We start from the raw sequence: 12,689 nt of genomic DNA, 5'->3' as shown, positions 1-12,689 counted from the left end.
AAAAACCGCCCCGTTGATCATGCGGGGCGGCTTCTTGTCGGAAGTCGGAACAACATTCACTGCCGGGGATACAACCCCAACGTACTCGCATGCAGGCGCGCGAGGCCGAGCAACGCGTCCGTGTAAGGTGTCGGCACGTCGGTAAGCTGCCCCAGTTCACGCACCGCAGCCACCAGCGCGTCGAGTTCGACCGCCTTGCCGGCTTGTACATCCTGCAGCATCGAGGTTTTCATCGCGCCGAGTTTGAGCGTGACCTCGTGACGATCCGCCGGCGCCTGTTCGATCGGAATACCGAAACGCGCGCCGATCTCCTTCGCTTCCAGCATGATGCTCGTGACGAAGTTGCGCACCAGTTCGTCGCTGAGAATCCGGTCGGTGGTCGCGCCGGTGATGGCGCTGATCGGATTCATGGTCATGTTGCCCCACAGCTTGTACCAGACGTCGCGCTGAATCTGCTCCGACATCGACGCGTTGAAGCCCGCCGCGGCCAGCGTGGCGGTGAGCGTTTTGACGCGTTCGCTCGTTCGCCCCCACGCCTCGCCGACGATCAGCCCATTGCCCTGGTGATGCCTGATGACGCCCGGCGACTCGATCAGACAGCTCGCATGCACCACACAGCCCACTGTCTGCGCGGTCGGAATCGCGGCGGCGATCGCGCCGTCAGGATCGATCGACTTTAACCGTTTGCCGGCGAAATCACGGCCGAGCCCGTCGCAGAACCACCATGGCACACCGTTCATTGCCGTCAGCACAATCGTCTGCGGGCTCAGCAACGGCGCGATATGCGCGGCCACCGACGCCATCGCCGGCCCCTTGACCGCCACCACAACGAGGTCCTGCACGCCGAGATCCGCCGGTTGTTCACTCGCCGTCACCTTCACCGCGTGCGTCACGCCGCCTTCGATCAGACGCAAGCCGTGCTGCTGCAACTCACTGAGTGTCGCGCCGCGCGCCACCACGCTCACGTCGTGGCCGGCCTGTGCGAGCTTCACCCCCATCCAACCACCGATCGCGCCGGCACCGTAGATACCTACTTTCATTGCTTCAATCCTTGCTTTAATCGTCGGAGCAATCTTCGCCTCAAGTCTCGCGTTAATCCTTGCGCCGATTCTTGTGTTAATCCTCGCGTTAATCCTTGTAGCTCGTGTCGATGCGATCCACGCGCCGCACCAGCGCATCGAACACGTCCTGTCCCGCACCGTGACGTGGATCGAATTGCAAAGAGTCGCGCGAGCAACGGATCGCCACTTCTTCCGGCACCAGCCGCGCGCGGCCCATCGAGAACGTGGCCATCTGGATTTCGCACGCGCGGTTGAGCGTCCACAGAATAGCGAAAGTCTGCGGCAACGTGTGGCCCCATGCCAGCAGGCCATGATTGCGCAAGATCACCGCTTGCCTGCTGCCGATATGTTCGAGCAGACGCGGCCCTTCCTCCGCATGCACCGTGATGCCTTCGAAGTCGTGATACGCAATGCGGTCATACAACTGCGCGCTATAGAAGTTGGTTTGCTCCAGGCCGTTTTCGAGGCAGGCCACCGCGACGCCGGCCGTGGTGTGCGTGTGCATCACGCAGTGCGCATCGGCCAGGCCTTCGTGAATCGCCGCATGCACGACGAAACCCGCAGGGTTCACCGGATACGGCGAGTTGTCGAGCACGCGTCCTTGTGCGTCGATCTTCACGAGATTGCTCGCCGTCACTTCGCTGTAGTGCAGGCCGAACGGATTGATCAGGAAATGCCGCTCGCCGCCGCTCACGCTCGCCGGCACGCGCAATGTGATGTGGTTATAGATCATCTCGCTCCAGCCGAGCATGTCGAAGATGCGATAGCACGCGGCCAGTTGCACGCGCGCCTGCCATTCGTCGGGGTGCATCCCGGCGGCCTTTTTAGGGCTCGCAGTCGGCATTTCAAGAGTCGTCATCAGGGTCTCCGTTTTTATCGTTCGTTATAGGCAAGCCGTTGCGAGTAATAGCCGTTATGCGCCTGCCACCACCGCCGCGATCGACGACGCCACATAGCCGGCATTGCGCGCATTCAATCCGGCGACGCACATGCGTCCCGAACGCAGTACGTACACGGCGTATTCGCTGCGCAAGCGCTCGACCTGGGCTTCGCTCAATCCCGTGTACGTGAACATGCCGCGCTGCGCGACGTAACGCGCGCGCATCACTTCATCGACGCGGCCTGCTAGGCCTTCGTAGATCGTGCCGCGCATGGCGAGAATCCGTTCGCGCATGGTGGCGAGTTCCGCTTCCCAAGAGGCACGCAAGGACGCGTCGGACAGTACGTTGGCGACGAGGCGCGCACCATGCGTCGGCGGATTGCTGTAGTTGGCGCGCACCGTCGACATCAATTGACCGAGCACGCGAGCCGCTTCTTCCTTGCTCTTGCACACCACGCTCAGCGCACCGCAGCGCTCGCCGTACAGCGAGAAGTTCTTCGAAAACGAATTCGCGGCGATCAAGGGCACGCCCGCATCGGCGAGCAGGCGTACGCAGGCGGCATCCTCCTCAAGGCCTGCGCCGAAACCCTGATACGCCATGTCGACAAACGCAATCAGTTTGCGGCGCTGCAATACCGGCACCAGTTCCGCCCATTGCGCCGGGCTCAGATCGACGCCGGTCGGGTTGTGGCAGCACGCATGCAGCAGCACGATGCTCTGTTCCGGCAAGCGGTCGATCGTGTCGAGCATGTCAGCGAAACGCAAGCCACCGGTGTGTTCGTCGTAATACGGATACGTGTTGACCGTGAGGCCCGCGCCTTCGAACACCACGCGATGGTTTTCCCAGCTTGGATCGCTGATCCAGATCTGCGAGGCCGGGAAATAACGCTTCAGAAAATCCGCGCCGACTTTCAACGCACCCGAACCGCCGATGGTCTGCAAGGTCGCGATCCGACCCGCGGCACGTGCTTCGTGGTCCGCGCCGAACACCAGAGCCTGTGCTGCGTCGCGGTAGAGCGGCAGGCCCGCCATCGGCAGGTAGGAGCGTGGGCCGATCGATTCGAGCAGCGCGGTTTCGGCGCGCCGCACGGCGTCCATCACCGGCAGCTTGCCGGCGTCGTCGAAATAGATGCCGATGCTCAGGTTGACCTTGTTGGGCCGCGGATCGAGTTGAAAATCCTCGTTCAGGCTCAGAATCGGGTCGCCCGGATAGGCGGGAATATGGTCGAACATGGCAATTCCTTGAGTGGAGCCCTGCATGTGGCTGGATTGCGGCCTGCGTATACCCTGAGTGTGGACTTGTTGCAGGCTGGTCGTAGCAGCGTGGGCGAGTCGGAAGTCTAAGCGGGTTTCCTGCTTCGCGTCGATGAGGACAAGTGTCGACCAATGGCACGCTATCTACAATCAATCGATTTTTCACGATTCGTAAGTTTTTCTTTAGAATCGCCTGATGCCACTCACACGCGTCACCATCCGTCAGTTCGAAGCGTTTCTCGCCATCGTCGATTTGCACAGCATCGGCGCGGCGGCGGAACGGCTCGGGCTGACCTCGTCGGCGGTCAGTCAGTTGCTGGCCGAACTGGAAACGGAACTGGGCTTTCGCCTCTTCGACCGTACGACGCGGCGCGTCAATCTGTCGAGCGCGGGGCAGGATTTCCTGTCGTCGGCCGAATCGGTTTTGCGCCATGTGCGCGCCGCCGCCCAGTCCGCCGACGACATCCGCAATCGCGCGGCCGGGATCGTGCGAGTCGGCGCGCCGCTGGTGCTCGCGGCGACCGCGCTGCCGGCGGCCATCGCCGAATATGCGCGCGACAAACCGAAAGTGGTCGTGCGCATATGCGACACCGTGGTCGAACAGTTGGTGGAGCGTGTGGAAAGCGGCGACGTGGATCTCGCGATCGGCCCGGATCGTCAGAGCGGCACGCGGGTGCGTTGCGATCCGGCCTTCGCGAGCCCCTGGGTGATGTGGTGCGCGCCGACGCATCCGTTGAACACACGGCGCCGGGTGCAGTGGCAGCACTTGCGCGGCGTGCCGATTGTTGCCACCGGCCGCGACCACGAGCGTGCAGTCGAACAGATGCTGGCTAATCTGCCGGCGGAGGCACGCATCATTCCCGTGGACGTGGTGGACAACGTAACCACAGCGTTCGGTCTGGCTTCGCAGGGGCTTGCTGTGACGCTCGCGCCCGCCTATGTCGCGCCGCTCGCGCGAACCTTCGGGCTGGTGATGAAGCGGATCGTCGATCCTGAAACGATCCGTGAAGTGTGCGTGTATCGTTCGACCGAACGTGCGCTGTCACCGCCCGCGGATGGATTCGCGGAATTCATCATGCCATGGCTGAAGCGCTGGGATCGCGAGACGCAGGTCGATGCGCGGGCAAAGCGCGGATGATTTTGTCGACGCGAGCTCAATAGTGCTTCGGCGGCTCTTCTTCGACCGTCTCGCAGCTAATCTACGGCTGCAAATTCGGCGCGCCGGTTCAAGACCGCTCAGGCAGCAGACATAACGCGAACAACTGGCGCTGGCTCGAGATCCCCAGCCGCGCGTAAGCGCGCTTCTGATACGTAATCACGCTGGTGGCCTTGACGCCCATTTGCTCCGCGATCTCGGCGGCGCTGGCGCCTTCGAGCGTGCCGCGCAGCACGTCGATCTCACGCGGCGTCAGCGCCGGGCAGGCACGTCTGACCCGTGCCAGCATCGCGGCTGCCGTGCCTTGCTGATGCTGCCCATTGAGCGCGTAATGGCTTTTTACAGCGTGCGCGAACAGATGCGCCATGCTTTCCACATGCTCCAGTTCGCCTGGCTGAAACACGCCGTATGCGCTGTCACGATACAGATTGATCGACAGCCAGACGCTTTCCATCGGTTGCAAAAGCAGCGACAGCCGGTCGGACACGTTGGGCTGCGCGTAGCAGGCGGCGCGGTACGCTTCGTTTTCGATTTCTTCGCTTTGCTGCTGATGCAGCACTAACGCCTCGCGCGCCTGCTTCGCTTGCGAGCCGCCGACGATGGCGCGGTTTCCGTCGAGCGCATAAAAGTGCGTGGCGTAGCGATCGGCGACATCACGAAGGAAGCGGCCGCCGCGATGGTCGGCGGCGGAGACGGTGCGCGGTCTCGCGTCGAACTCGTACGCGAAAACCGTGCACTGCGACACGGGAAGCGTGTCGCCAACCGTTTTCAGAATGCTTGCAGCAAGCGCGTCCGGGTCGTCATGTGAGATCGACATGACGAGGTCGGTAACACGCGAGGTGTTGATGTGCCCGCTGCGGGCCGGTGTGGATATGCGCCAGGAACGCATGATGATGGCGAGGTCACGCTACGTGGAGTTTGGTCCGGCAAGCGTAGCACAATGAAGCATTGCACCTGATGCTGCTCTGCCTGCACGGCGAAAACCGCTCACGCTGCCGAGCCCTCGCAAACCCTTCGGCGGGGGATATAGCTACAACGTCCCCAACTTGACAGCAAGGAAATCGACCAGCAGCCGGGTCCTCTGTGGCAGCCGCCGCGTCCTCGTCCACATTGCATGCAACGGCAAAGGTGTCAACTGAAAATCCGTGAGCAAAACCTCAGCCTTGCCTGCCTCGACCCATTCCTGAATCTGCCAGAAGGCAGCGACCCCAACCCCCATACCACCCAGCACGCCCGCATTCACCGCCGCAACCTGATTGCTGTCAAAGCGCCCCGCCACGTTCACCGCAATTTCGTTGCCGTCCGGCGACGTAAACACCCACCGCCCGGGATGCGGCACGCCCGTTCGAACGACACAATCATGTCTCACCAGATCCCGCGGATGCGACGGTCTGCCGTGTTCGGCAAGATAAGCCGGCGCTGCGAACACCACCCGCCGAAGCGTGCCGATCCGCCGCGCCACCAGCCGTGAATCAGGCATTTCGCCTATGCGGATCGTCACGTCCGCGCCGGTCTCTGCCGGATCGCGATACTCGTCGCTCAGATCGAGCGACAACGCCAGTTGCGGATGACGCTGCAAAAATTCCGCGACAAGCGGCGCGACGAATTTTGGTCCGAACAGTGTGGGCGCATTGATGCGCAAACGCCCGGTGAGCCTGTGCAATTCCTCCGCGAGTTCGGTGCGCGCCAGTTCGAGTTCGGTCAGCGCGCCTTTGACGCGTTCGTAAAAACGCATGCCGGCCTCGCTCGGCTGCGAAGTGCGGGTGGTTCGCACGATCAGGGTCGATCCGTGCGCGCGCTCGAGCACCTGAAGCGAGCGGCTGACAGCCTGCAACGACCGGCCAAGCCGGCGCGCGGCGTTCGTCAGACTGCCCTCCTCGACCACTGCCACCAAGGTTTCCAGATCGCGCAATGCATCCATCGGCGATTCTCCCGTTTATCGTGAGGATGTATCCAATTCCGTGCGAATTGTGTTTGTCTGATGGGAGAGTAGCATCGATTCACTTTGACTTTACGGGTAGCCCGGCGATGGACTCATCCACGATTCAATGCCCGACGGCAGCCCAAGCGGCTACGCCGCCGGCACAGAGCGTTCCGACCGCGCGCTTCGCCGCGATGGTCGCGGTTGCCGTGCTGCCCCTGCGTCACAAACGTTGATTGGCCCGCTCGACGCCTCGCTGCATCTCGGCGCATGGACCACGCTCGTCACCGCATTGACGCTGTTCGGCTATGCGGTCGGCCTCGTCGGACTTGTACCGCTGATCGACCGCCTGCCCAATCGGCCTCTGATTGCGGCGACGTTGTTCGCGCAGATCGCGTGTCTTGCGCTGGCCGCCATCGCGCCGCTCGCGCCGGTGTTTCTGGCGGCGTCGTTCGCCGTCGGCGTGACGTCGAGTGTCGTGCAGATGCTGGTGCCCGCCGCGGCGTCGCTCGCGCCGCCGGCTTCGCGGGGCAAAGTCGTCGGCAATGTGATGAGCGGTTTGATGCTCGGCATTCTGTTATCACGGCCGCTTGCCAGTGTGATCGGCGGCGCACTCGGCTGGCGCGCGTTTTACGCAGCCGATGCTCTGCTGCTCGCTGCTGTCACGCTCGTCGTGGTGCCACGGGTGCCGGATAGCCGTCCCGTCGGCGCGCCGCCTTATGCCGCGTTATTGGCGTCAATGGTGCGACTGGTGGCGCATGAGCCCGTGCTGCGCCGCCGGGCGTTGTATCAGGGCCTGCTCATGGCCGGCTTCAATGCGTTCTGGAGCAGCGTTGCCATTGTCCTGACGCGCGCGCCACTCGGGCTGAACAGCACCTCCGTCGCGCTCTTCGCGTTAGCCGGCGGCGGCAGCGTGTTCATCGCACCATTGGCAGGCCGTGCCGGCGACAGGGGCTGGTCGAAGCCCGCCAGTATGCTCGCTCACGCGGTCGCCATCGCAGCCGCACTGCTGGCGGCATTGGCGCTGACTTCGGGTGTGTCGCGCGTCGCATCGATCACCATGCTGGCTGTGGCCGCATTCTTCATCGACGGTGGCGTGATTGCCGATCAGGCGCTTGGTCGGCGCGCAATCAATCTGCTCGCGCCCGAATCGCGTGGCCGGGTGAATGGGCTCTATACGGGGCTCTTTTTCGTCGGCAGCGCGGTAGGCGCCACCAGCGCCGGGCCGGCGCTTGCGTGTTGGGGCTGGCCCGGTGTATGCGTCGCCGCGTTGGGGTTTTTCGCTGCGGCAGCGGGGCTGCATCTGCGCGACAGTTCGCGTGGGTGCGACACATGATCGATCTTGTGACCGATCGGAGGCGCGTGTTCATGACGTCCACACGCGATGCCATTCGGCGGCCTTGATACGGTCTTCAGCACCTGGAGCGACGCGCCAGAATCGCGCGCCTGCGTCCATACCCTCAAATAGACGCTGCATCAGAAGCGATAGTTAATGGAAATATCGGCCACACCGGTGGCCCTGCTGTGCGTAATCGGACTATTGCCCGCGCTGCCGACCAGTTCTTCAAATGCGCCGTCGGCAGTGGCAAACCAGTGCTTGTCGAACAGCCACACTGCGCTAATGCCGAAACCCACCGACTTGAAACCGGCACTCGCGTGATACTGCGAGTATTGCGAGTGCGCCGCCTGATTCTGATTCACACCGTACCAGCTGTTCATGTACTTGGAGTCCGCGAGTGTCACGTTCGGCCCGGCAAACCAGAAGAATTGTTTGGTGCTGCCCGGCATCGGCAAATAGGCGCCGAGATCGCCGATCCAGCCGTTGGAGCCGCCGAAATAGCGTCGGACGTCGGCGCGCAGCACGAGCGGGAAATCTTTCGACACAACATATTCCCCCGCGAGTTTGACGCCCGGCGCCTGATTGATGTTGCCGAGACCGTTCAACTCCTCCGGATCGTCATGGCCGCGACGCCCGAGATCGTAGACGACCCCGAGACTCGCGCGCCAGTTCTGCCCTTGCGCGAAATTGACCCCAAGGCCTTCGCCGCTCGAAAAGTAGAACAGATCCTTGTAGCGCACGTCGATGCTCGGACCGGCCATTACGTGATACCGGTCGGAACCCTCATAACGCGGCTGGAACGACGTTGCCGCGCCGATACGCACCTGCCATTCGGGAATATCCGGCTGCCACATCTTCTGCAGCGGAATGCCCACCGAATACTGCCATTCGCCCAGCGGCGAAGGAGTTTGGGCCAAGGCCGAAGCCGGCAAAACGCCGATACCGCCGAGGGTCACGGCGACCAGCGATGTTGCCGCGATGCTTGTTTCTTTTTTGCGAATCTTGCCGATCCGCTTTCTACGGCTGTTCGACACCGGAAGCCTCCGTTCCTCGCGTATCGCGACGGGGTTTAGGTTCTCACCCGAGGTCCGCAATGGATTGCAAACTTCCAGGTGACCGCTGCAATGCTACGCGCGGCACGTAATTCTTTCAGCGAACGACACGCACTGCCGGCGAAACGCGCTGTCCGAACCTGGTGCCGCCCAGCGTAAATTGGGCATCTGCACGAACAGAGACGTGCGAAAGAATTGCCGACGTACGCTCCTTTGCAAAATGCGGGCCTGGTCCCCGGAAAGCCGGCTTGGATCGGCTTCGGTTGGATCGGGTTGGCTCGATGAGGTCGGACAGGAGAATCGCAAGGCAGCCCGGCGGTCGCTGCCAGGCGTGCCGTGGCGATGTTGAGAGGCAGAATACAGTCGCAAAAAAAATCCGGCGCCGCGCGATGCGGCGCAGGAACAGGGCGATTAGCGCCGGTGCGGCGTTCACCTCTTTGCAGCTGCCTTGTTATTTTGCTCTATTGCGCTGCTGGACTGCGCCGATTTGTAGCGCCGGCTTACTGTGCCGCTTCGACCAGCACGGGCTTGTCGCGATAGAGATTCGGAAACAGACGCTTCAGGTTGGCGACCTTCGGCATGTCGTTGATGGCGATATACGCGGAGTTCGGATGCAGCGTCAGGTAGTTCTGGTGGTAGGACTCGGCAGGATAGAAGCCCTTGAACGGCTCCGTTTTCGTGACGATCGGCGCCGGGAAGGCATGCGCCTTCTCGAGTTGAGCGATATAGCTTTGCGCGACGTGCCGCTGCATGTCATTCAACGGGAACACTGCCGAGCGGTATTGCGTGCCGCTGTCCGGCCCCTGGCGGTTCAACTCGGTCGGGTCCTGAATCACAGAAAAGTAGACCTGTAACAACTGCCCATAGGTGACCTTGGTGGGGTCGAACGTGACCTGCACGGATTCCGCGTGGCCGGTTTCGCCGCCACTGACGGTCTCATACTGTGCAGTGTCGCGCTGGCCGCCCGAATAACCCGACACCGCCTTCGTGACGCCCCGCACGTGCTGGAACACGCCCTGCACGCCCCAGAAGCAGCCGCCCGCGAACACGGCGGTTTCTTCGTGCGCGGTTGTGGCGGAGATCGGTTCGTCGACAGCGGGCGGCGCAATGACAACCCCAGCTTCCGACGAGAATGCCATGCGCTGCGCCAGCAGCAGCGCCAGCGCGCCGAGCCCGACCGAAAGCGCGATGGCCGCCCCGCGCGAGCGGGCCGGTTTGCCGATGATGCGTTTCTCGATGTTCATGATGTCCGTCCTGATTCGATCAACTCGTGCCGCGCGCGGCAGGCGTGAAAGTCAACGCGAGGCCGTTCATGCAATAGCGCAGGCCGGTCGGTTTGGGGCCGTCGTCGAATACGTGACCCAGATGGCTGCCGCAGCGCCGGCACAGTACTTCGTCGCGCGTCATGCCGAACGACTTGTCGGTATGCGTGATGACTGCGTGATCCATCGGCTGCCAGAAACTGGGCCAGCCGGTGCCGCTATCGAACTTCGTCTTCGACGAAAACAGCGGCAGCGCGCAACCGGCGCACCCGAATGTGCCGGCGCGGTGCTCGTCGTTCAGTGGGCTGCTGAATGGGCGCTCCGTGCCCGCTTCGCGCAACACGCGGAATTGCGCGTCCGTGAGCAGCTTGTGCCATTCGGCGTCGCTGTGCGCGACCTCGTAGGCCGCTGCTGTGCCTAGCTCCGCTGCGCCTGCCGTGCGCCAAGCCGCGGTGCCGCCGGCGAGCGACGCCGCGCCGATTAACCTGAAGAATGTCCGTCTGTTGCAAGCCATGATGATCGCCCCGGAAAGTCCGTACCGTTCACCCGTTCAGGCGCTAAGCGCGCCGCCCGCGAGTGGTCCCGACACTTAGTCGTCCAGCAAGGGGATTTATGACAGCATGCGCGTCTTTTTGCGTGACGGCAGCGGCTACAGCGGAAATTTGGTGGTCGACAGGATTTCCTTGAGCACCATGAACGAGCGGATTTGACGGACGCCGGGCAAGTAGAGCAACTGTTCCGCATGCAGCCGATTGAAGCTGTCGCTATCGCGCGTGCGGATCGTCATGAAATAGTCGAACTCGCCGGTCACGACGTGGCATTCCATGCACCCTGCCACCTTCTGGGCCGCCTTCTCGAACTCGGCAAACGACTCCGGCGTAGACCGATCCAGCACCACGCCGATGATGACCAGCATCCCCGCCCCGGCCGCCTTCGGGTCGATCAACGCGACGACACCGCGAATCAGCCCCGACTCCTTCAGCCGCTCGACGCGCCGCAGACACGCCGGTGCACTCAGTTTGACTTTGGCCGCGAGCGCGACGTTCGAGATCGACGCGTCGGTTTGCAGTTGACGCAGGATCGCCCGGTCGATGCGGTCGAGCGTGTGAAGCGGATCGGCTTCCGCGGATGAGGGTGCGGCGGCAGTCATCGATACACCACGAACTTTTGTTGCGCTCATTGGTTCCTGTCCGGATTTTTATTAGGTCATTTTTGAATGAATAGTTTTAAAAGTATGTCGAATGGAATTTATTTGCAAGCTCATTTCTAGCGCTTTTCCCTACCATTTGTTGTAACGCGACTGCTTGCTGCTCGCGTCAAACCTACAATTTCGGAGCTGCCATGAACCTGCAACGATTCCCTCGCTACCCGCTGACTTTTGGGCCCACGCCGATCCAGCCGCTGAAGCGTTTGAGCGACCACCTGGGCGGCAAGGTGCATCTCTATGCGAAGCGCGAGGACTGCAACAGCGGCTTTGCCTTCGGCGGCAACAAGACGCGCAAGCTGGAGTATCTGATTCCGGAGGCGTTGGCGCAGGGTTGTGACACGCTGGTGTCGATTGGCGGCATCCAGTCGAACCAGACCCGCCAGGTGGCTGCAGTTGCGGCACATCTGGGGATGAAGTGCGTGCTGGTGCAGGAGAACTGGGTCAATTATTCGGACGCCGTATACGACCGCGTCGGCAACATCCAGATGTCGCGCATTCTGGGCGCGGACGTCCGCCTGGTTGCCGACGGTTTCGACATTGGTTTTCGCAAGAGCTGGGAGGATGCACTGGAGAGCGTACGCGCCGCGGGCGGCAAGCCCTACCCGATCCCGGCCGGCTGTTCCGACCATCCGCTGGGCGGCCTCGGCTTCGTCGGCTTTGCTGAAGAAGTCCGCCAGCAGGAAGCCGAACTGGGCTTCAAATTCGACTACATCGTGGTGTGTTCCGTCACCGGCAGCACCCAGGCCGGCATGGTAGTGGGTTTCGCCGCCGACGGCCGCGCCGAGCGCGTGATTGGCATTGATGCATCCGCGAAACCGGCACAGACGCGCGAGCAGATCACCCGAATCGCGAAGCAGACGGCAGAAAAAGTCGGCCTGGACCGCGACATCACGAGCGAGGACGTGGTACTGGACGAGCGCTACGCCGGCCCCGAATACGGCTTGCCGAACGAAGGTACGCTGGAGGCGATCCGTTTGTGCGCGCGACTCGAGGGCGTGCTGACCGACCCTGTGTACGAGGGCAAATCGATGCACGGCATGATCGACATGGTGCGAAACGGCGAATTCCCGGAAGGCTCACGGGTGTTGTATGCGCACTTGGGCGGCGTGCCGGCGCTGAACGGCTACAGCTTCATTTTCCGGAACGGGTAAGCGGCGGTAGGTCTGGGAGCGGCGAGTGGCGGACGGTGATTAGTTTGCCGCGGCAAGGTCCGCCGCTGCTCCGCGAAGTGTCGCTGATCAGCGGCGAAGCCGAAGCCCGTGGTTTCCCATGCAGACCCGTCCGCGACGCACGCAGTGCGGAGTGGGAGCTGATGAGTCCTTTGTCACTCACGCTGAATGTGCGAGAACACGGATTCCAGATGCACCACTACCCGTTGCAAACTACGGGACCCGCTTAGCAGGAGCGGTTTGAGCTGCTTTCTCTTGCCTACTTCTCTTTGCAGCCGGCAAAGAGAAGTAGGTGCCGCCCCGCACAGGGGCAACGCTAATAGACCACAAACAAAACAAGGAAAGGCCAAAGCCCTAGGCACACAGACAAACAAGCGCCGCGCAGGCA

Annotated in this window: 12 protein-coding genes; 3 read left to right on the top strand and 9 right to left on the bottom strand. The window is 62.4% G+C overall.

Features of this window, described 5'->3' with window-relative positions; translation table 11 throughout:
• Positions 1 to 56: 56 nt before the first annotated feature.
• From M0D67_RS17090 to M0D67_RS17080, 3 genes are all read right to left on the bottom strand, one after another.
• Positions 57 to 1,040 carry a 2-dehydropantoate 2-reductase gene (locus M0D67_RS17090; protein WP_266239245.1) on the bottom strand — a complete coding sequence of 328 codons (984 nt, stop codon included), beginning with the start codon at positions 1,038 to 1,040 and terminating at the stop codon, positions 57 to 59.
• An 88-nt stretch (positions 1,041 to 1,128) separates the two neighbouring features.
• Complete coding sequence (locus tag M0D67_RS17085; protein ID WP_266239244.1) at positions 1,129 to 1,920, bottom strand: class II aldolase/adducin family protein; 792 nt, start codon at positions 1,918 to 1,920, stop codon at positions 1,129 to 1,131.
• A 54-nt stretch (positions 1,921 to 1,974) separates the two neighbouring features.
• The gene (locus tag M0D67_RS17080; protein WP_266239243.1) at positions 1,975 to 3,174 is read right to left on the bottom strand and encodes an amino acid aminotransferase; all 1,200 of its coding nucleotides are present in this window, start codon (positions 3,172 to 3,174) and stop codon (positions 1,975 to 1,977) included.
• A gap of 217 nt (positions 3,175 to 3,391) precedes the next feature.
• Between M0D67_RS17080 and M0D67_RS17075 the strand changes: the two genes are divergently transcribed.
• Positions 3,392 to 4,333, top strand: a complete 942-nt coding sequence (locus M0D67_RS17075) for a LysR family transcriptional regulator (protein WP_154567022.1) — start codon at positions 3,392 to 3,394, stop codon at positions 4,331 to 4,333.
• Positions 4,334 to 4,421: 88 nt separating this feature from the next.
• On the opposite strand, the gene M0D67_RS17070 is transcribed toward M0D67_RS17075, so the two are convergent.
• Together M0D67_RS17070 and M0D67_RS17065 are read right to left on the bottom strand one after the other, a co-directional pair.
• Positions 4,422 to 5,240: a helix-turn-helix transcriptional regulator gene (locus M0D67_RS17070; protein WP_154567023.1), complete on the bottom strand. Its 819-nt coding sequence runs from the start codon at positions 5,238 to 5,240 to the stop codon at positions 4,422 to 4,424.
• 141 nt (positions 5,241 to 5,381) lie between these two features.
• On the bottom strand, positions 5,382 to 6,272 hold the full coding sequence (locus M0D67_RS17065; protein ID WP_171927136.1) for a LysR family transcriptional regulator: 891 nt from the start codon (positions 6,270 to 6,272) through the stop codon (positions 5,382 to 5,384).
• Between the two features lie 127 nt (positions 6,273 to 6,399).
• Between M0D67_RS17065 and M0D67_RS17060 the strand changes: the two genes are divergently transcribed.
• Positions 6,400 to 7,608, top strand: coding sequence for an MFS transporter (locus M0D67_RS17060; RefSeq protein ID WP_266239242.1), 1,209 nt, complete (start codon positions 6,400 to 6,402; stop codon positions 7,606 to 7,608).
• Between the two features lie 140 nt (positions 7,609 to 7,748).
• Here M0D67_RS17060 and M0D67_RS17055 read toward each other — a convergent pair whose 3' ends face one another.
• From M0D67_RS17055 to M0D67_RS17040, 4 genes are all read right to left on the bottom strand, one after another.
• A complete protein-coding gene (locus M0D67_RS17055) occupies positions 7,749 to 8,645 on the bottom strand; it encodes a MipA/OmpV family protein (RefSeq protein ID WP_168435996.1) in 897 nt (298 codons plus the stop codon).
• Positions 8,646 to 9,163: 518 nt separating this feature from the next.
• Positions 9,164 to 9,907, bottom strand: coding sequence for a peptide-methionine (S)-S-oxide reductase MsrA (gene msrA / locus M0D67_RS17050; protein WP_266239241.1), 744 nt, complete (start codon positions 9,905 to 9,907; stop codon positions 9,164 to 9,166).
• 19 nt (positions 9,908 to 9,926) lie between these two features.
• A complete protein-coding gene (msrB, locus tag M0D67_RS17045) occupies positions 9,927 to 10,439 on the bottom strand; it encodes a peptide-methionine (R)-S-oxide reductase MsrB (protein WP_154567028.1) in 513 nt (170 codons plus the stop codon).
• A gap of 135 nt (positions 10,440 to 10,574) precedes the next feature.
• On the bottom strand, positions 10,575 to 11,105 hold the full coding sequence (locus tag M0D67_RS17040; protein ID WP_154567029.1) for an Lrp/AsnC family transcriptional regulator: 531 nt from the start codon (positions 11,103 to 11,105) through the stop codon (positions 10,575 to 10,577).
• 161 nt (positions 11,106 to 11,266) lie between these two features.
• On the opposite strand from M0D67_RS17040, the gene M0D67_RS17035 reads away from it, so the two are divergent.
• A complete protein-coding gene (locus tag M0D67_RS17035) occupies positions 11,267 to 12,283 on the top strand; it encodes a 1-aminocyclopropane-1-carboxylate deaminase (protein ID WP_154567030.1) in 1,017 nt (338 codons plus the stop codon).
• Positions 12,284 to 12,689 lie beyond the last annotated feature (406 nt).

This window comes from Paraburkholderia sp. SECH4 (assembly GCF_030511745.1).
Lineage (GTDB): Bacteria > Pseudomonadota > Gammaproteobacteria > Burkholderiales > Burkholderiaceae > Paraburkholderia > Paraburkholderia madseniana.
Note: the sequence above shows the minus strand (reverse complement) of the source record. Positions and strands in the feature narration are given on the sequence as shown.